Raw genomic sequence first — 19,731 nt, 5'->3', positions numbered from 1 at the left:
GTTTGCACGCTCTTTCGGAGGAGTCGCCGCGCGTACACGGATCATTCGGGTTCCCGTCACGAAGCCCGCGGCCGACCGACTCCTGTGCGCGGAGCCGGTCCAACTCGGGCTCATGGGGCGGAAGTTGTCATACTGTGGAGGGATGGCGCTGCATCACCACAGCGATGACCCGTGGCGGGTCAGGGTGGACGACGAGCGGGGCAATCCGCGGGGCGCAGGGGTGCTGCTCGACGATCTGCACGTCCTGACCTGCGCGCATGTGGTCCAACTCGCCGGGGCCGAGCCACAGGGCCCCGCGGACGGCGTACGGATCAGGAGCATGGCGTGCGGTCCGGAGTGGACGCGCACCGCGCGGGTGGTCCCGGGGACATGGGTCTACGAGCCCGGAACCCTGCGCGGCGATGTGGCCCTGCTCGCCCTCGACGCCCCCGTCGACTGCGGGACCCGGACCGTCCTGTGGAAGGCCCCCATCTCCGGCGGCAGGGTGCGGACGTACGGCTTCCCGGTGGCCGAGCCCTACGGCATCTGGACGGAGGCGGAGCTGGCGGGATCCGGCGGACGGCGCGGCGAATGGGGGCAGTTGAGGCGGATCCGCACCGGCGACCCGTGGATCGAGCCGGGCTACTCCGGCGCCGGAGCCGTGGCCGCGGACGGCGAGCACCGGGGGAGGGTCATCGGCGTCGTGGTCGCCGACCACGTCAACGGCGACTCCAGGGCCGCCTGGATCCTGCCGACCGAGACCCTGCTGACCTACCTGCCGGGCATCGCCGAGTTCACCGAAGGCCACCGCGCCGACGAACTGGGGCCCGTCGGCGCCGAGTTGCCCACGGACGTCCTCGGCGACCCGCTGCGGCTCGCCCTCACCCAGGAACTCACCCGGCTGCTCGTCGGCGACTGGTCCGGCACCGTCGTCGTCGGCACGGACGCCTCGGTCGGCGCCGGCTCCTCCTGGCTGGTGCGCCTCGTCCGCACCGCCGACCCCGCGGCCCGGGCCACCGTGTCCGACGCCGAACTGACCGGCGCACCCCACGACACCGTCCTCGGCCTCGGCTCCATCGACGCGGCCTACGACGCCTGCGGCCGGTCCGTGGCCGAGGTCCGCGACTATCTGCTGGGCCGGTTCGGACTGCGCGCGGACAACGACCGCGAGGCGGTGCGGCAACTCGTGCGCCGCCGCCCGCCCGCCTGTCTGGTGGTCGGCCGCGTCGACCGGGCCGCGGACCCCGACGCACTCCTGCGGGACCTGCTCGGGCCGCTCGCCCGCCGGGCCCGCTCGCGAGGACTGCGGCTCGTCCTCGGCTTCGAGGACCGGCCGCCCGCCGCTCTCGTCCACGACGTCTCCCTCGACCCCGCGCCGATCGGCGGATCCGCCGTGCGACGCGTGACCTCGACGGAGGTCCAGACGGCCGTCGGGCAACTCGCCGCCGAGGAGGACGCGGCGGCCCTGCTGCGCACCCACTGGGGCGAGAAGTTCTTCGCCGCCCCCCGCCTGCCGCACGGCGTCGCCCCCCGGCTCCGGGTCCGGCTGGCCGTGGCCCGGACCACCGAACCCAACCCCGAACTCGCCGCGGTCCACGACCGCGCCCTGGAGGCCCGCGCCGAGGTCGCCCGGTACGACCGGGCCCTGCGGCGGCTCGTCGAGACCCATGAGGACCTGACCGCCGCCCTGGAACTGCACCGCATACGCGCCGCACGGTTCTTCGGCGACGAGGACCGCCGGCTCGCCGAGCTCCACGCCCCCGCCGCCCGTGCGCTGCAGACCGTCCCGATCGACCTCACGGCCGCCGCCGCGCTGGTCGAGCAGTACACCGACGAGGTCGACCGCAGGATCGAAGAAGGGTGACGCCGTGCCGCTGTGCAACCGCCCCGACTGCGGCCGGGGCGAGATCGACGAGGACGGATTCTGCCCGGAGTGCGACCGCCGGCCCCTCCGGCAGAGACGCTCCGTGCCCCGGGCACCCGCGGCCGGCCCCGCGCACGGGGTCAGCGTCGGCGTGGCCCAGGTGCGCCCCGACCCCTGGTACGGCCTCGGCCTGATCGATGCCGACCACGCCCCCGAACCCCCGGACGAACGGCCCGCTCCGACGGGCCCCGTCGCCGAGGAACACCGCTTCTGCCTGAACCCCGTGTGCGCCCGCCCCGTCGGCCGGGGCCACGACGGCGAGCCCGGCCGGACCGCCGGATTCTGCGCCCGCTGCGGCACCCGCTTCGACTTCGCCCAGCCCCAGGGCCTCACCATCGCCGGACGCTACGACGTCGAGCGCCTCCTCGACTCGGGGGCGTACGGGACGGCGTACCTCGTCCACGACCGCAACCTCGAGACCCGGGTCGTCCTCAAGGCCCTGCACCGGTCGGTGGCCAGGACGGCCCGGCACGAACGGGACATCCTCGTGGGGCTCCGGCACGACAGCATCGTCCGCATCCTCGGCTACGAACCGGAAGGCCCGCACCTCGTCCTCGAGTACGTCCCGGGCGCCCCCTTCTGCGCCCGCGAGGGCGACCGGCTCGAGATCCTCCTCGGACACGGCCTGCGCATCCTCCAGGCGCTCGACTACCTCCATGCCAGGGGCCTGCTGCACTGCGACGTCAAACCCCTGAACATCATCCGGTTCAGGGAGGAGGGATCCGCGGGCTCCGCCCGGCCCCTCGACCGGGTCCGCCTCATCGACTTCGGCGCGGTGCGCTCCCAGGAGGAGCCCGGGCCGGTCGTCGCCTACACCAAGGCGTACGCGCCCCCGGAGGGCGATCCGGAACACCTCGGGCCGAGCCCCGGCTTCGATCTGTACGGACTCGGCAGGACGCTGGAAGAGGTGTGCGGCCCCTACGGGTCCGAGCGGACGGCACCCGGGGTCGACTCGCTCATGCTGCTGATCGAGCGCGCCACCGACATCGCGGTCCCCCAGCGGCGATTCGTCTCGGCGCAGCAGTTCGGCGAACAGCTCAGCGGAGTGATCCGGCAGATCGTGGCGGCGCCCCCGACCGCCCGTCAGGTGGCCCGTCCGTCGGCGCTGTTCGGCCCGATGACCGAGCCCCTGCACGGCGGGCTGGGGGCGGCACGGCCGCTCGCCCACTGGGTCCGCGCGACGGCGGGCGACGCGTGGCCGGCGATGCCCGCCCCCTTCTCCTGCCCCGGCCCGCGGGACATCGCCGCCGCCCTGCCCACCCCGCTCTCCGATCCGGACGATCCCCGCATCGGCGACTCGGCCGGCACCGCTCTGGCCGAGAGCCGGCTCGCGCTGCGCCGCGGCGACCCGGCCCTCGCCGCCCGGGCCCTCGCCCGCTCCGGACTGCCCGACTGGCACTGGCTGCACGCCTGGTACTCCGGCCTCCTCGCGCTGGCCCGCGAGGACGTGCCCAGAGCCGTCCGCCACTTCACCGAGGTGCGCCGCGCCCTGCCCGGCGAACTGATCCCGCAGCTCGCGCTCGGACTGTGCGCCGAGATCCTCGACGACCGGGAGGTCGCCCGCTCCCACTACGGCACGGTCTTCGACACCACGCCCGCGCTCGGCGCGGCGGGCTTCGGACTGGCCCGCGTGCACCTGCTGGCCGGCCGGCGCGCGGAAGCGGTGGCCGCCGCCGAGCGGCTGACCCAGGAGTTCCGCTACGAACGCGAGGCGCGCGTCGCCGCCGTACGCCTGCTCATCACCGTCCCCGTCCCCGCCCCGCCACCGGCCGCCCGGCCGCAGGAGGGCGACCTCGCCAGGGCCCGTACGGCGCTGGACGGGCTCCACGCCGACGACGCCGTGGCCGCCGCACTGCGCGCCGAGATCGAGTACGCCGCGTTCCTCGGCACCCACGACGGGCTGAGGCTGTCCGAGGCGGTCCGCGAACTCGGCGCCCACGCCTCCGCCGAGCACGAGTACGTGGCCCTGGTGGACCTGGCGAACCGGCTGCGCCCGGTGCTGGAGTGGAGGTGGCCACGGCGTCGCGGCCGAACCGGTCATTCCCGTTTCCGCGCGAGGCCCGACACGCTACGCTCCTAGTCCGCTACACACGGGACACAGTCGGGTGGTGCCGGTGGGGGACAGGCCGCACTTAACAGGGCTCAGCTTCGAAGTCGACGTGGACGCTCCGTCCGATCTGGCCCACGACGCGACACGCGCGGACGCCCTCGTCACCGTCAGGGCCCACCCCGCCGCCCAGCCGCCGCCGCGGACGCGGCCGGCCGAGATCCTCATCATGGACAAGTCGCTGTCCATGGCGGGCCGCGGCAAGCTGGACGAGGCGAAACGCGCGATGTGCGCCGCCGTCGACACCCTGCGCGACGGGACCCTCCTCGGGATCGTCGCGGGCAACCACAGGGCCGACGTGGTCTACCCGGCCACCGGCGGCCTCGCCACCGTCGACGCCGTGGCCCGCCAGGAGGCCAAGAGCCGGATCGTCGGCCAACTCGCCGAGGGCGGCACGGCGATCGGGCAGTGGCTGACCTGCGCCGACCGGCTCTTCACCTCGGCGACCTCCCCCGGCACCGTGCGCCACGCGGTGCTCTACACGGACGGCAAGGACGAGCACGAGACGCCCGAGCAGCTCGACGCCGCGCTCCGGGCGTGCACCGACCGGTTCGTGTGCGACGCGCGGGGCCTCGGCGAGGACTGGAACTACGCCGAGCTGCTGCGCGTCACCCAGGCCCTGCACGGCAGCGCCGAAGCGGTCGTCACCGTCTCCGACCTCACCGAGGACTTCACCCGCATCATGCGCGAGGCCCAGCGCATCGTCGTGGCCCGCGTCTACCTCGGCCTGCGCCTCAACCAGCGGTTCCGGCTGGGCTTCGTACGCCAGACACGTCCCGTGGAGGCGGAACTGACGGCCCGCCCGCACCAGGACGGCACGCTCCACGTCCCGCTCGGCTCCTGGCCGCCCGAGACGCGCCAGTACCAGGTGTCGCTGCGCTTCGACCCCGAGACGCTGACCGTCGACGAGGACCTGCGTGCCGTCCGCGTCACGCTGTACGCCGAACAGCCCGACGGAACCCGCGTGCCCTGCTCGGAGCCCCGGGCCGTGGTCGTACGGCGGCGGTCGACGCCCGGGTTCGGGATCCCGCCGTCGGCCGACCTCACCCGGGTCGAGAACGAGCACGAGCTGGGCATGGCGATGCGGGCCTGCGCCGACGCCCAGCAGCGGGGCGACTTCGCGCGCGCGGACCGGGAGCTGCACATCGCCATGGGACTCGCCGAGGACCTCCGGGACACCGTGCGTCTGCGGTTGCTGCGCTCGGTCGCGGTCACCGGCCCGGACGGCAGGCCCCGGGTGCGCCACGACGCCTCGCGCGGGGAGATGCAGCGCCTCGGACTGCGGTCGACCCGGACCACGGTCCCGCCCGTCGACGCGGCCGACCTCCCGCCCGCCGAGGGCACCTCCCCGCGCACGTGCCCGCGGTGCGGTGCGACCACGGCGGCCCGGGCCGTGCGGTTCTGCGAGGAGTGCGGCGGCCTCTTCGACGAAGCGGCGACGGGCGGTACGTCCGTGGACGCCCCGTGAGCGCCCCGGCCGTCGTCCCCCGCGGATCCCTGCGGGGGACGACGACCCGCTGGAGAACCCGCGTCCGTGCCGTGCACCCGGTGAGATGGCTGCGCTGGTTCCGCGCCGGTGCGATCGCCATGGTGCTGACCACGGCCCTGATGTTCCTGCTGGTGTCGACACGGGCCGGCGACCAGCTGGCCGCCGCGCGGCACACCGCCGACGCCGCCGTGGAGATCGCCCAGGCCCGCCGGACCGTCGTCGCGGCCGACGAGGCCCTCGCGAAGGCCGCCGACACCGGCCAGGTCACCCTGATCGGCACCGGAACCGAGTTCGCCAACGACACCGCGCGGGTGAACTCCCTCGTCACCTCGGCGGCCGAGGGCAACGCCGCCGGCAGCCGGGGACGGGCCCAGTTCCAGTTCGTCCAGGGGCAGTTGACGACCTGTGTGCAGCTGGCCAACACGGCGGTGCGCGACTACGCCCGCAGCGGCCTGGCCGGACTGACCTCCGCCCGCCAGGCGCTGACCGCCCCCCGCGCGAAGGAGCCGGGGACGGGCGCGCCGATCCCGGGCACGGGCGGTCTCACGGCCTCGCTCACGGACCTCGAGGAGATGCAGCGCCAGGCACTCGACGTCCAGCGCCGGTCGTCCTGGCTCGACCCCGCCCACGTCTGGTCCCTGCTCGTCGGACCGGCCCTCGCCCTGCTGGTCTGCGTCCTCGCGACCGGCCGGGTGCTCGCCCGTCACTTCCGCCGCCACGTCGGCCCGTCGCTGCTCCTCGCGCTGCCGGCCACCGCGGGCGTCGGCATCACCACGAGCCTGCTGTGCCGGCACGACGCCCAGGCGCTCGGCCGGGACCCCCTGGTCGGACACTGGGCGACGACGGCCCTCGCCCTGGGCCTGCTCGCGGCCGCCGGGGTCCTCGCCCACCTGGGCTACCGTCCCCGCCTCGCCGAGTACAGGTTCCCGCGCTCATGAGCACGCCGACGGCCCGGATCGCACGCTGTGTCCTGGTCCTCGGTCTGCTGCTCGCCGCGGCGGGCTGCGGCGGCGGACCCGGCCACGGCAGGGTGACGATCATGATTCCCTGGTCCGGCAACGAGTTCACGGCGTTCTACTCGGTCGTCGAGTCGTTCGAGGACGAGACCGGCATCCAGGTGGACGTACAGGTCACCCGGGCCCTGACCCAGCAGCTGGACGCCGCGGTGGCGGCCGGGGCGCCGCCCGACCTCGCCATGCTCCCGAGCGTCGGAGCCATCTACAAGTACGCCGACGACGCGGAGGAGAAGGACCGGGAGCTGCAACCGCTCCACGTCCCCACCAGCACCTATCTGGAGCCGTTCCGGGGGCTGGCCGAGGTGCGGGGCGGGGTCTACGCGGTGCCCGCCAAGGTGGACGTCAAGAGCCTCGTCTGGTTCGACCCGACGGTGACCGAGCGGCCGTCGCCGGCCGCCCTGCGGACGTCCGGGAAGTGGTGCCTGGGCCTGGAGTCCGGCCCCACCTCCGGCTGGCCCGGCGCCGACTGGATCGCCGACCTCCTGCTCGCCCAGGGGAACGGCGACGCCTACACCCGGTGGCTCTCGGGCCGGCTGCGCTGGAACTCGGCCCCGCTGAAGGAGGCCTGGACCACCTGGCGGAACCTCGTCGGGACCGGCGCCGAGTCCGCGGCCGTCCGGAACTTCGGCGAGGCGGCGGCCGGAATGACCACGGAGCCCCGCACCTGCTCCTTCACCCATGGCGCGCTGTCCGCCATGGGCTTCGGGAAGGGGCAGCGCTACGACTACACGACCTACTCCACGACCCGTCGGCTGGAGGTCTCCGCGGACTTCGTCGGCATGTTCACCGACGACAATCCGAGCGCCGAGACGTTCATCGCCTACCTCGCGGGGACGAAGGCACAGCAGGCCTGGGTGAACCAGGGGGAAGGGGCCGCGTTCTCCGCCGACAGCCGGGTCACCTACGGCAACGCCGTGCAGCGGCGGATAGCCGCCCTCCTCCGGCCCGGCTCCGGCCACACGCTGTGCTTCGGCGCCGCCGACGCGATGACCCCGGACGTGTCGGCCGCCTTCTACCGGGCCGTCCTCGACTACGCGACCGACGCGTCGAAGGATCCCACCCGTCTCCTGGACGCCCTCGACGACGTCCAGAAGAAACTCGGCAGCTCCCCCGTCCCCGCCACCAAGCTCTGCGCCGACCCGACCTGACACCCGCCGAAGAGCCGGGCGGGTGTTCGAGGCCGGGTGCTGGTTCACTCCGCGCGTGAGATCGATCTTGGTTGCGTAGCAGGTCGGACGCCGGTCGTGGGACCTTTGCGGAGGAGCCGGGGGCGCGGCGATGAATCGGGCTTGCCGGCCTGGACGGCGGGGCGGCGCCCGCCCGCTGGCCGGCAGCGATCGGCCGGGTAGGAGTCCTGCTATCCATGTCGGCCGTATCCCGGCTGATCCTCTCGTTCGAAGCCGACGGTCCCGAGGATCGCCGCGACCACCGGACCGCCCGACCTCAGCACGTCCGCCACGAAACGTCCTCGCCCGACCCCGAGCCTGCGCAGTGCCCGCCCGTGGTCGGCGGCCACCACCAGAACCGCGCCGAGGAGCATCACCCGCCAGCCCGCCAGCAGTGGCCGCCGGGCTGCGCGCGGCAGCTCCGCGACCGACGCGCGCAGCCGCGCGCAGTGGAACGGGACGTGCCGCTCCTCATCTGCCAGGATGCGGTCGGCGACCTCCGACGTCAGCGGATCGTCGGTCCCGTCACGCAGCGCCCGGTAGTAGCGCAGGGCCACCACCTCCGCGACCATCAGGAGCAGCAGCTCCGTCTGTAACCCCGGCACGCGACGCAGTCGTGCGAATGCCGTGTCGCTCCAGTGCCCGGCCTGCGTCGTCGCCCCGCCCGCCTTGAGCAGCAGAGCGAGGAGCCTCGCGTGGTTCTTCTCCTCGGCGACGAACAGCCGCAGCGCTGCCGCGTACTCCGGATCGCCCGCCGCGTCCGCCTTGGCGAACAGGGCCGAGCTGTCGCCGTCCTCGCCGGCTTGGAATCGCTGGATGCTCGCCCGCACCGCCGGGGGCAGTGAGGCACCCGCCTCCCAGCGTGGGTCGGGCCGGGCTGCGCGGCGGTCCCGTTCGGTCTCGAAGTGACGGGCCCATTCGGCGAATCCCGATGCGCTCATGCCGCTCTCTTCCATCCCCCGCCCCGCCTGGACGGGGCGGGGTCTCCTCGGCCGTGGGGACGCGGCGGGGGAGTGGCACAGTTCCCGTCCCGAACCCGCCACCCGAAGCGGCGGGCGGAGATCCCGCTGATCGTCCTGCCTGCGGACCGGCAGCTTGGGGGCACCGGAGCCCCTGCCTTTCCCCGGTGTCCTCCGGCAGGTCTGGCCCGGCACCACGCGGCTCAGGCGGCGCGTTGAGCCGCGCTCCCCAGCACGCTTCGCCTATCGCGGACGACGGAGCGGACGACGCGCGGCGGCCTCGGCACCCTCAACCCAGTGGAGGTACCAGCGTGCGAATCCGACCGGCGTCCGGGGTTCGCCGAGGGGGCGGAACTCACCGCCCCCCGGGCGGTCGTCCGCCCACATACGGCCACTCTCCGGGCCTGTCAGGACGAGCCAGCCGCAGTAACCGCAGCCCTCATGACTGAGCTTCAACGCACCGCGCGTGACCTGGTCGAGGAGTTCGTCACCCGCGGTCATCCAGGCGCTGTATGCCGCGAAGTACGCCTCCTCGTCGTCGAAGCCGGACTGCAGTGGCTGCCTGTCGTCGTGCTCCGCCAGAACCTGCCACCGTTCCCCCTCCGTCAGAAACGGAAGCCGCAGGTAGTCGTGGCGCAGGCAGCGGTCCACGTTGCTCCACAGCCATCCCGCCTCCGTCCGGCGCAGGATGCTGAGCCCGTAGCCCGGCCCGGCACCGCCGGCACCGACCTCGAGCAGGAAGCTCCGGTATTCCGCCGGCAGCGAGACACCCCACCGGGCCTCCGCCTCGGCGACCTCCGGCTCCGACAGCGGATCCGCGAACCGGAAGTGATGACCCGATCCCCCCGCCAGGTCCCAGGCTCCGAAGACCTGCTGTGCCTCATCCACCTGGGCCAGCGCCTCTACCCGCTCGCGGACCCCACTCCAGATCGTCTTCTCCCCCATGAACCGAACTGTAGGCCAGGGCAACGGCGCTCTCACCCGATGAAGGTGTTCCAAGTGCGCTGCCGTTCCTCGGCGGCCTCGTACTGCCGACGTTCGCCGGTGCCTTCGTCGACCGCGGCGGAGAAACCTGGCGTGTGCGCGGCGAAGTGGTTGTACGCGTCCCGGCCGAAGACGGCGTAGGCAGCCGCCGCTTCCTCGGGAGCGTACGGCTCGGTCCGCTTCGCAGGGTCCAGATGCGCGTGACGCGCCCGCGCCTGACGGACCGCCTGCTCGCCGCGCTCCGTCAGCACGGGAAGCCGCAGCGCCTCGGGGTGGCCGTCGTCCGGCATGGTAAGTGCCCAGGCGACCACAACCATCGCGAGCGCCGTCCACCCCGCAACCAGTCCGTAGCGCCAGTGCAGGAACAGGAACACCACCAGCGCGGCGAGCGGCAGGCTCAGTGCGGCGACCGTCCAGGGCCACACGGGGCGAGGTGCCTTGAAGTCGACGAACACTTCTCTGCCGCGCAGGTAACCTTCCGCGAACAGGTTCTGGGCAATCGGGTGCGTGACGCTGTGCGGGGCCACGGCGGCGGGGTTCTTGTCGTACGCGAGGGACCAGATCTGCTGCTCCGTGTCCGACGCGTCGGGCGCAGGTCTTCTCCGAGAGCCTGCCGAGCGCTGCAGGGTCGGCTTCCCGTCGTACGTCGTGCCCGGCTTGAGGATCCCGCGTGCCACCATGTCGACGGGCGGTCGGGCGCGTCCGGATCACGCAACGGCGCTGTAGCGGCCCAGACTCCGTCGGCGGAACGCGTTCAGGGTGTGCCCCTCCCGTAGCGGGCGATGATCCGCTCGGCGCCGCGTTCGGCCAGGGCGCGGCGGCGGCCCCAGCGCGAGCGCCGTACGACGGTCCGCGCCCGCGGGTCCGACGGCGGAGCCGCGAGTTCGGCGAGACGGCCGGCGGCGCGGGACAGTTCCGCCTGGAGCCGTCGGCGCCGACCGGACGTACCCGCCCTCAGCACCGCGGCGTAGAGCCCTTCGACTTCGGCCACCGCGGCGCCCAGCCGGAGGTTGGCCTCCCGCACTCGCCCTATGTCCCCGCGCCGCATGAACGCCCCGTTCACCGAGATGTGCGCACCACTGCAAGCCTTCTACCCACCCAGGGCGTGCCCCGGTCATCGGTGACGCAGTGTGCCCACTGCCTTGAGGACACGGACCGCCCCGTTCTTGAGGGCGGGGTGGGTGCGCACCAGGTGATGGGCGGCGCGCCGGGGCTCGTGGCGCAGCCAGTGGAGGGCGGCGGCGGGGCCCCCTGTTCTGAGGGCTCCTTCGTGGACCAGGAGGTCGCCGGTCTTGAACGCGTTCTTGTACGGGGCCTCGCCCCGGCCGAAGTCCACCAGCCGGATGCCGGACTCGGCGGCGGCCTCGATCATGCGCAGATAGAGGATGCGGCCCGGTGAGTACGGGGCGAGGGCCCGGTCGTACGAGGGGAACCAGCAGGAGAGGACCGTACGGGAGCGCAGGCCGAAGTGGGCGGCGACGGGCCGGCCCGCCGCGTAGAGCACGGAGAGGGTGCCCGAGCAGTCCGCGGCGTCGGTCGCGAAGAGGCCGTCCACGAGCCGGGCGATCCAGGGCTGGGCGAAGGGGTCGCGCCGGCCGGTGCGGCGGTAGTGGGCGGACTTCCAGGCGACGAGGGTGCGCAGCGCCGCCGGGCTCCGGTCGTCGTGGACGAAGCGGACCGGCCCGATGTTCCGGGTCATCCGGCGTTCCTGGGCCCGTGCCGTCTTCAGGAAGCGGCGGGACTGGGCGCGCAGATGGTGCTCGTAGTGTGCGAACCCGTGGGTGAGGTCCACGACGGGGGACGCGAACTGGCCCGTCGCGTAGGGCAGGAAGAGGTCCTGGCCGCTCTCGAGGTGGTTGAACTCCCAGGTGTTCAGGGCGCAGGCGCGCATGAGGTGATGCGGATCCAGCCGCAGACCGGGGTCCAGGACGGCGCCCTGACAGTCGGAGACGCCCAGGCCGACAGCCCTGCCGCAGCCCCAACGCCCTCTCTGGTACGGGAAGTAGCCGACCGTACGGCCGTTGCGGCGCAGGACCGCCACCCGGGTGTCGTGGCGCACCCGGCCGACGGCCTGGCTGAACTGGGCACTCATGAACGGGTTGGCGGCGGGCGTGGTGGCAGCCCGCAGGTCGTTCCAGTGGTCGAGGTCCGCGGCGGTCAGATCACAGGGGTGCACGATGGCGATACGCGGGGCGATGGTGGTCATGGCCCGTCCATCGTCGATGAGACGCGCAGGTCAGGAGCCCGGAACGGGGAAACTGGCCCATGTGAACGTTCAGCCGAGGACTCACGGGGACGGGTGACGCACCCCCCGGCAACGGCAGGGCTCAGTCCGAACCCCGCCCGGGGCCGGTCGCCCAGGACTCGATCAGGGCGATCGTGCGTTCGGGGTGTTCCTCGTGGAGGTAGTGGCCGGTGCCGGGCCAGTGCTCGACCCGGGAGCCGGGGGTGCGCAGGGTGCCCCGCTCCCAGGCGGCCGCCTCCGCCGAGGTCCACACCGTCAGCGCGGGCCGGCCACGACGGCGCAGACAGGCCTCGCTGTGGGGGCGGACACCGACCGCGCCCGGGTCCGTGTACATGCCGGCGTACGCCTGGGCGACGACATGGTCCGGCGTGCCGAGCATGGTCCGCAGGTGCGCCGTCCGCAGGCCCGTCGGCGCGCCCGCCGAGAAGGCGCCGGCGACGAAGTCGGCCGCCGCGCGGGCCCCGTGCGCCCGGTACTCCGCCAGCCGGGCCGGGATCCCCGCCACCTCCTCGCCGTGCGCGCCGTGGGCCGGATCGAGGGCGACGACCGAGCGGACGAGGTCCGGATGCCGTACCGCCAGCAGGTTGACGACCTGGCCGCCCATGGAGTGGCCCACGGCGATCGCCGGAGGGGTGTCCGCGCGGCGCAGGAGCGCGGCGAGGTCGTCGGCCATCTCCGCCGGGGTGTTGCCCTCGGCGGGCACCTCGGAGCGGCCGTGGCCGCGCAGGTCGGGCACGATCACCCGGAACCGGCCGGCCAGGGTCTCGGCGTGCGCGGACCATTCGCGGCCGTCTCCGCCCCAGCCGTGCACCAGGAGCAGCGGGGTGGCCCGTTCGGGCCCGAGGGCGGTGCAGAACAGGCCGATGCGTCCGAGGTCGAGGTAGGTCATGCGATGCCGTCCGGGGTGGCGAGGTAGGTGGCGTGGCCGAAGTCGGCGTGGATGCCCGCGCCGTCGAGATCCTGCGCCCACAGCCCCAGCATGGCGCCGGTGAAGCCGAGGACGCGCAATTGGCCGTCGTGGAATTCGTCGGCGTGCTCGTCGGAGAGGACGGTCGCGTCGAGCTCGACCGGCAGGGTGCGCATGCCCTGCCCGGCGTCGTAGGAGAAGCGCAGGACGGGCACGTCGAGGTCGGCGTGCAGGACCACCGGGCGTCCGGGGTCGAGCGGGACCTCGGGCTCGTGTGCGATCAGCCGTCCCGCCTCGCAGCTCAGCGCCCGCAGGACGGGGGAGCCGTCGTCGGCCGCCGTGACGTACAGGTAGTGCCAGTTGCGGGTGTTGTAGTACGCGGTGAGTCCGGCCAGGTGGTCGGGGGTGCGGGGCGCGAAGGCCAGGCTGGTCCGCAAGGAGCAGCGACGGGCGGTCACCCGCCGGGCGACCAGGCTCGGAGCGCGTCGGCCCACCGGTGACTGGCCGCCGTGCAGGCGCAGCCTCCCGGGCGCCGGTTCGATCCAGTCCGGGCCGGCGGGGCGGCGCAGGGTCGACCAGTCGGGGCCGAGGACGGGAGTGTCGAAGAGATCGGTGGCGGGGGGTCGGGGAACCGGCGCGGGCTCGAGGCTCGGGGCCGCGACGGTGACGGCCGGGACGGCCCCGGCGATGCGGGGCCAGCCGTCCGCGGTCCAGGTCACCGGCTGCAGCGCGGTCTCCCGGCCGAGCACGCACCGCCCCCGGGGCGTAGGGGGGCGGGCGACGATATGGGCGGCGTACCACTCACCGGCCGGGGTCTCGACGAGCGAACAGTGCCCGGCCTTCTGCAGCTCCAGGCCCGGGTCGTGCCGGGAGGTCAGCAGCGTCCCGGCCGGATCGGGTTCGTACGGTCCGAGCAGCTCGCGGGAGCGGGCGACGGCGGCCCCGTGCTCGTAGCCGGTGCCTCCCTCGGCGTGCACCAGGTAGTACCAGCCGTCCCTGCGGTAGAGGTGCGGGCCCTCGGCGACCCCGGCGGCGGTGCCGACGGAGATCGTCCGCGGCCCGCCGCGCAGCGACCGGGTCGTGCGGTCGTACTCCTGGATCTCGATCCCGGCGAACGACTCCCGGCCGGGGCGCCAGTCGAGACGCATGTTGAGCAGCCAGCTCCGCCCGTCGCCCTCGGTGTCGTGGAACAACGACACGTCGAAGCCCCGGCCGTGCAGCGGGACCGGATCGGACCAGGGCCCCTCGATCGAGGGCGCGGTGGTGACGAAGCCGGGGAGGTCCTTCCAGCCCTCCGCATAGGTGTCCACGACGGTGAACACGAGGTGGAACAGACCGTCGGCGTACGACAGCCCGGGCGCCCAGACGCCTCCCGAGTCGGGGACGCCGGTCAGGTCGAGGAGCCGGGTGCTGTCCAGGACCCCGCCCAGCGCACGCCAGTTCACCAGGTCCCGGGAATGGTGGAGCCGTACCCCCGGGTACCACTCGAACGTGGACGTGGCGAGGTAGAAGTCGGCGCCGACCCGCAGGATCACCGGGTCGGGTTCGAAGCCGCGCAGGACGGGATTCCGGATCAACAGGATCAAGGGGTGTTTCCGATCGGAGAGTGAACAGGGTGCCGAAACCGACGTGATCACACGGGAAGGCCGCGGCGGCGGGGGGAGCGCGGTTCGGTCAGACGTCGTCCTCCGGTCGGCCGGCCGCCCGGCGGCCCCGGTACAGCACGAGCGTGCTGCGCGGGCCGACCGAGGGGCGCTGTCCGGCACCGATGGTCCTGCCGGTGGCCAGGTCGCGGGCGGGGCCGAAGTCCTGGCGGGCGGGCAGGGTGAAGGTCCGGTCGGTGCTGGTGTTCATGGCGATGAGATAGTCGCCGTACTCGCACAGGTAGAGGGGCGCGCGGCCGACGAGCATGGTCTCGACGCCCTCGAAGTGCACGCCGACGGCCGGATCGGGGACGTCCGAGGGCACCGGGGCGAGGGGGTACACGTCACCGGCCAGCGCCTGGTGCAGGGGGTCGCCGGGCGGCGGGAAGCCACCCGGGGGGATGTGCCCGGCCCCGGGGTCGTTGATCGCGTAGTCCCACAGGACCCAGTCGTGGACGGTGTAGGTGTCGTCCGTGGCGCCGGCGGAGCGCTGGCGGATCGTCGCGGAGCGCTGGTCGGTCGGGGTGAGGTGGTGGATGCGGGCGTAGTCGTTGACGCCCTGGCGGGCCCGCCAGTAGAGGGAGGCGAACAGCAGCTCCTCGCCGTTCTTCACGGCGAGCACGCCGTTCTCCTCGTCGGCGAAGACGAAGTCGGGCCGGTCCCAGGCGGTGGGAACGCGCCCCGGACGGGCCGCGAGCGCCTGGAAGGCGTCCCAGTCCCGGGAGACGAGCCGCAGCCCGGCGAGGCCGACACGGGTCCAGGTGTGATGGATCAACAGATCGAGCTGCTTGTAGAACTGGCCGTCGGCCACCATCTCCTGGGTCCAGCCGACGATGTCCGGGTCCTTGAAGACCGCGGCCGACATCACCGGGTGGGAGTCCCACGCCGTACGCGAGGCGTAGGCGATCTCGCCCGGGTAGACCTCGTTGCGCCAGCCGACCACCGTCTCGATGCGCGAGACCCGGGCGCCGGTCTCGTCGACGTCGACGACCCGGAACCGCCCCCGGGCCTTGACGATCCTCACCATCTGCTCGCGCAGTTCGGGCGCCTCCTGGCCCCGGTACCCGCGGGTGACCGACTCGTACATCATGACCAGCCAGTCGATGACCTCGCCGTAGCTGCCCACATAACCCAGCTCACGGGTCAGGCCGGCGCGGGTGACCTGGTAGTAGCCCTCGCCGAGCGGCCTGGTCGGGTTGCCGTCGGCGTCCTCACGGCCGAGGAAGGGCCTCATGCCGAGCGACTGGTACAGGTAGTCGCGGGCCCGGTCCTCCGGCAGGGCGAGCTCCGGGGCGAGCAGACCGAGGCCGCGGTTGGCCTGGTAGATGCCGATGGCGCAGATCTGCGACTGGTTGGTGTAGTGCGGGAAGTGCTGCCGCCAGTAGTCCCGGCTGGATCTCAGCATGTCGATGTACGCGGCGCGCCGCACCGGCTGTTCGGCCGTGCCGGAGCCCGCCGGGGCGGTGACCACGAGGTCGTCGAACCAGGCCGTGCCGGGCCCGGACAGCCGCAGATGGAACTCGACCTGGGTGGCGCCGTCGGGTGTCTCCAGTTCCAGGGAGACCTGTTCCCAGCCGTGGGTGCCGGTGGCGGCGAACCGGCGGTGGTCGCTGCCGACGAGCTTGCCGTCCTTGTCGAAGAACAGCGGGTCGATGTGGGCACCGGACCCGGTGACCCCGTCCGTCCTGATCCAGGCGCTGTACGTGCAGGTCCCCTTGCCGACCTGGACCTTCGCCGTGTTGTACGCCGTCACGAACCCGTTCGTCGCGGTGGCCGCCAGCTTCAGCGACGCGGCCCCGGACCGGTTGACGGTGGTGTCCCGCGCCCAGGAGGCGTCGGCAGTCCTCCCCCAGCCGGGTACCGCCCAGCCGGAGGGGGTGTCGGCACCCAGTTCGAAGCCGGGGTTGCGCAGTTCGGTGGGCCCGATCAGGTCGACGGAGTCGAACCAGGCCGTGCCGGGGCCGCTCAGCCGCAGATGGAACTCCATCTGGGTGGCGCCGTCGGGGGTGTCCAGGTCGAGGGAGACGTACTCCCAGCCGTGGGTGCCGGTGGCGGCGAACCGGCGGTGGTCGCTGCCGACGAGCTTGCCGTCCTTGTCGAAGAACAGCGGGTCGATGTGGGCACCGGACCCGGTGACCCCGTCCGTCCTGATCCAGGCGCCATAGGTGTACGTGCCCTTGCCGACCCGGGTCTTGGGGGAGGAGTAGACGGTGACGAAGCCGTTGGGGGCGCTCGCGGTGACCTTGAGCGAGGCGGAGCCGGTGCGCGAGACGGTGGTGTCCCGCGACCACGAGGCGTCGGCGGTCTTCCCCCAGCCCGGCACGTCCCAGCCCATGGGGGTGTCGCCGCCCTCCTCGAAACCCGGGTTGGTGATCTCGAACGGCGAACCGGTGACCCGCTGGTCCAGCCGGTCGCCCAGGTCCTCCCAGAGCAGCGCCAGCACCAGGCCGACCCGGCCGAAGCCCTGCCACTGCTGGTCGGAGCCGGTCAGGACGGTCGCGTCGTTCTTCCAGGCCATGTACCGGCCGTCGAGCGCGCGCAGCACCCGGTCCAGTGCCGCCGGATTGCGGTGGGCGGGGCTGCCGGACCAGAGGTAGCCCTCGGCGAGGGACTGGAAGGCCCAGGCGTCCATGCCGGCCGGGTTGGCGCTCGTGAGGTAGTACTTCTGGTCCCGGTCGACGCGCTTGCGGACGGCTTCGAGCGCCTCGGGGCCCTCGACCTCGCGCACCCGGGGCTCCGGAGCGGGACCCTGCACCTCCCCCTTGGGCGGGACGAAGTACGGCTCGGTGTGGGTGTACATCCGGTAGATGCCCCGCGAGGGCGTGGTCATCCTGTAGTACAACTGGTCGGCGTTCTGGCCGTAGGACCAGATGCGGCCCATGGAGCGGATCTCCAGCGTCACCTTCTTCCTGCCCCGGGTGAGCCGCTCCGGCAGCGGAAGGGTGTGGAAGAAGAACCGGCCCGGCGTGCGCGGCGAGGTGTCCAGGATGTCGAGGCTGTCGACGGCACCCTCGTCCTGGTGGCCGACCTGGAGGCCGTCGCAGAACAATTGCAGCCGCCACATGTTCGTGCCGGACGCCGCCTGCTGCGAGGTGGCGTCGTGGTCGTCGCCCCACAGCCGCACGGTGACATAGGTGGTCGTGGTCGGACTCACGGCGATGTCGAACTTCAACGTGCCGCCCCAGTAGCCGGCCGGCTCGGTGGGGTTGAGGACGCGGGCCTTCTGGCCGAGGCCGCCGGTGATCGTGTCGGAGAGTGTGGCGGTGAGCCCGTGCGCAGTCTCGGAGCTCTCGTCGCCGAAGACGACGGTGTCCAGGGGTTTGCAGACGGCCGGCTGGAAGGCGGCTTCCGTGGCCGGCGCCGCGGCGGCGGCCTGGGAGTTCAGCAGACCGAGGCCGGCCGCGGCGGCGCCGGTGGTCCCGGCGTACTTGAGGACGTCACGTCTTCTGGGTGCGTGGGGCACGGCTGATCCTTTACTTGAGGCTGCCCATGAGGATTCCGCTGCGCCAGTACTTCTGGAGCGCGAACATGAAGACCGCGAGCGGGACGATCGACAGCAGGGAACCGGTGAGGACGAGGGTGTTCATGTCGCGGGCCGTCTGCGCCTGCTGGAGCCAGGAGTACAGACCCAGGCTCACGGGGAAGGTCCGCTCGCCGGTGAGCATGAACAGGGGGAGGAAGAAGTTGTTCCAGATGTCGATGAAGACGAGCATGAAGATGGTGATGCCGCCGGTCCGCATCAGCCGCAGCGCGACCGACCAGAAGATCCGCAGCTCGCCCGCGCCGTCGAGGCGGGCGGCCTCCAGCAGCTCGGTGGGGACGGAGCTGTCGGCGTACACCTTGCCGAGATAGACCCCGAAGGGGTTGATGAAGTACGGGATCAGCACCGACCAGATGGTGTCGGTCAGCCCGATCTGCGCGAACACGAGGTAGAGCGGAAAGGCCAGCAGGGTGCTGGGCAGCAGGGAGGCGCCGACGATGACCGCGAACAGCGCGCCCCGGCCCCGGAAGGCGAACTTCGACAGCCCGTATCCGGCGGCGAGCGAGACCAGGGTGGAGCCGGCCGCGCCGAGCGTGGAGTAGAGGACCGAGTTGCCGATCCAGCGGGTGAAGACCCCGTCGTGGTAGGTCCAGATGTCCTGGAGGTTGTCGGCGAGGTGGTTTGCGGAGAACCACAGACCGAAGGTGGAGTAGAGGTCGGTCTGGTTCTTCGTCGCGGAGACGATCAGGAACCAGGTCGGGGCGAGCGAGTAGAGGAGGAAGAGGACCAGCAGGCCGGTGGTGAGCGCCACCGCGCGGCGGGTGGGGCGCGCGCCGCCCCCGGTAGCGACGTGGCTCATGACATCCTCCTGTTCGTGACCCGGTAGAAGACGAAGGCGAGGATCCCGGTGACCACGGCCAGGACCAGGGATTCGGCGGCGGCGTACTGGTAGTCGCCGGTCTTGAAGGCCTTGTCGTAGATCTCCATCATCGGAGTGAAGTCGGTGGTGATCGACTCCGGTGCGATCTGCCGCAGCAGCAGCGGTTCGGCGAACAGCTGGAGCCGGCCGATGAGCGAGAACATGCCGGTCAGCACCAGGATCCCGGTGATGTTGGGAACCTTGACCGACCAGGCGATCCGCCACTCCCTGGCCCCGTCGAGCCGGGCCGCCTCGTACAGCTCGCGCGGCAGCGCCTGCAGCGAGGCGGAGATCAGGATCATGTTGAAGCCGATGCCCTGCCAGGTCAGCAGATTGCCCAGCGAGAGATAGGTGGTGAGGCCGCCGAAGAACTCGATGTCCGTGCCAGCCCGGTGCGCCAGGTCGAGCAGCGGAGAGCCCGTCGGGCTGTAGAGAAACAGCCACATCACGGTGGACACCACGGCGGGCACCACGTACGGGATGAGCAGCGCCGCGCGGAAGAACCGCACCGCCCGGGCCGCGACCCCGTCCAGGAGCAGCGCGAGCAGCAGGGACAGGCCGAGCATCACCGTGATCTGCGCCGCGCCGAACAGCAGGGTGCGCAGCATGCTCGACCAGAAGGCGCCGTCCCCGAGGATCGAGGCGAAGTTGGTGAAGCCGGTGAAGACGATCCGGGTCGGACCGAAGCCGAGCCCGCTGCTCTTCTTCTCGTGCAGGCTCTGGCTGAAGGCGTAGCCGATCGGCACGACGTACGTGGCCAGGAAACCCAGCAGGAAGGGCAGCGCGAACAGCAGCCCCTTGTGGGCTCCCCGGCTCCCGGCCCGGCGGGGGGAGGACCGCCGGGCCGGCGAGTCGATGGCGACCTTCCGCGGTCGCGTGAGGATGGACAAGGATGTCTCCAGGGATGGTCCT

The 19,731-nt window shown here is 72.7% G+C and carries 15 protein-coding genes; 5 read left to right on the top strand and 10 right to left on the bottom strand.

The features are described 5' to 3' along the window. The first annotated feature begins 142 nt into the window (after positions 1 to 142). From ABZ464_RS09305 to ABZ464_RS09285, 5 genes are all read left to right on the top strand, one after another. Positions 143 to 1,843, top strand: a complete 1,701-nt coding sequence (locus ABZ464_RS09305; RefSeq protein WP_359273219.1) for a serine protease — start codon at positions 143 to 145, stop codon at positions 1,841 to 1,843. Between the two features lie 4 nt (positions 1,844 to 1,847). Beyond that, on the top strand, positions 1,848 to 3,983 hold the full coding sequence (locus tag ABZ464_RS09300; RefSeq protein ID WP_359273216.1) for a tetratricopeptide repeat protein: 2,136 nt from the start codon (positions 1,848 to 1,850) through the stop codon (positions 3,981 to 3,983). Between the two features lie 79 nt (positions 3,984 to 4,062). After that, positions 4,063 to 5,478, top strand: a complete 1,416-nt coding sequence (locus ABZ464_RS09295; protein ID WP_359273213.1) for a vWA domain-containing protein — start codon at positions 4,063 to 4,065, stop codon at positions 5,476 to 5,478. After that, positions 5,475 to 6,437: a hypothetical protein gene (locus ABZ464_RS09290; protein WP_359273210.1), complete on the top strand. Its 963-nt coding sequence runs from the start codon at positions 5,475 to 5,477 to the stop codon at positions 6,435 to 6,437. Before ABZ464_RS09295 ends, ABZ464_RS09290 begins: the two co-directional genes overlap by 4 nt. After that, positions 6,434 to 7,663: an extracellular solute-binding protein gene (locus ABZ464_RS09285; RefSeq protein WP_359273207.1), complete on the top strand. Its 1,230-nt coding sequence runs from the start codon at positions 6,434 to 6,436 to the stop codon at positions 7,661 to 7,663. Before ABZ464_RS09290 ends, ABZ464_RS09285 begins: the two co-directional genes overlap by 4 nt. Before the next feature lie 209 nt (positions 7,664 to 7,872). On the opposite strand, the gene ABZ464_RS09280 is transcribed toward ABZ464_RS09285, so the two are convergent. The 10 genes from ABZ464_RS09280 to ABZ464_RS09235 form a co-directional block, all read right to left on the bottom strand. Next, positions 7,873 to 8,622, bottom strand: coding sequence for a ferritin-like domain-containing protein (locus ABZ464_RS09280; RefSeq protein ID WP_359273204.1), 750 nt, complete (start codon positions 8,620 to 8,622; stop codon positions 7,873 to 7,875). A 261-nt stretch (positions 8,623 to 8,883) separates the two neighbouring features. After that, positions 8,884 to 9,585: an SMI1/KNR4 family protein gene (locus ABZ464_RS09275; RefSeq protein WP_359273201.1), complete on the bottom strand. Its 702-nt coding sequence runs from the start codon at positions 9,583 to 9,585 to the stop codon at positions 8,884 to 8,886. A 32-nt stretch (positions 9,586 to 9,617) separates the two neighbouring features. Beyond that, positions 9,618 to 10,304 (bottom strand): hypothetical protein, encoded by a 687-nt coding sequence (locus tag ABZ464_RS09270; protein ID WP_359273198.1) that lies wholly within the window; start codon positions 10,302 to 10,304, stop codon positions 9,618 to 9,620. A gap of 74 nt (positions 10,305 to 10,378) precedes the next feature. Further along, positions 10,379 to 10,648, bottom strand: a complete 270-nt coding sequence (locus ABZ464_RS09265; protein WP_359273195.1) for a hypothetical protein — start codon at positions 10,646 to 10,648, stop codon at positions 10,379 to 10,381. Positions 10,649 to 10,738: 90 nt separating this feature from the next. After that, a complete protein-coding gene (locus ABZ464_RS09260) occupies positions 10,739 to 11,830 on the bottom strand; it encodes a GNAT family N-acetyltransferase (protein WP_359273191.1) in 1,092 nt (363 codons plus the stop codon). A 121-nt stretch (positions 11,831 to 11,951) separates the two neighbouring features. Further along, positions 11,952 to 12,758, bottom strand: coding sequence for an alpha/beta hydrolase (locus ABZ464_RS09255; protein WP_359273188.1), 807 nt, complete (start codon positions 12,756 to 12,758; stop codon positions 11,952 to 11,954). Continuing rightward, positions 12,755 to 14,353, bottom strand: a complete 1,599-nt coding sequence (locus tag ABZ464_RS09250) for a glycoside hydrolase family 43 protein (RefSeq protein ID WP_359273658.1) — start codon at positions 14,351 to 14,353, stop codon at positions 12,755 to 12,757. Before ABZ464_RS09250 ends, ABZ464_RS09255 begins: the two co-directional genes overlap by 4 nt. Before the next feature lie 97 nt (positions 14,354 to 14,450). Next, positions 14,451 to 17,882: a Tat pathway signal sequence domain protein gene (locus ABZ464_RS09245; protein WP_359273185.1), complete on the bottom strand. Its 3,432-nt coding sequence runs from the start codon at positions 17,880 to 17,882 to the stop codon at positions 14,451 to 14,453. 10 nt (positions 17,883 to 17,892) lie between these two features. After that, positions 17,893 to 18,759, bottom strand: a complete 867-nt coding sequence (locus ABZ464_RS09240) for a carbohydrate ABC transporter permease (RefSeq protein WP_359273182.1) — start codon at positions 18,757 to 18,759, stop codon at positions 17,893 to 17,895. Next, the gene (locus ABZ464_RS09235; protein WP_359273179.1) at positions 18,756 to 19,709 is read right to left on the bottom strand and encodes a sugar ABC transporter permease; all 954 of its coding nucleotides are present in this window, start codon (positions 19,707 to 19,709) and stop codon (positions 18,756 to 18,758) included. Before ABZ464_RS09235 ends, ABZ464_RS09240 begins: the two co-directional genes overlap by 4 nt. Positions 19,710 to 19,731 lie beyond the last annotated feature (22 nt).

This window comes from Streptomyces sp. NPDC005820 (assembly GCF_040630255.1).
In the GTDB taxonomy this organism is placed as follows: domain Bacteria; phylum Actinomycetota; class Actinomycetes; order Streptomycetales; family Streptomycetaceae; genus Streptomyces.
The sequence above is the reverse complement of the archived record's forward strand: the minus strand, read 5'-3'. Positions and strand labels throughout refer to the sequence as shown.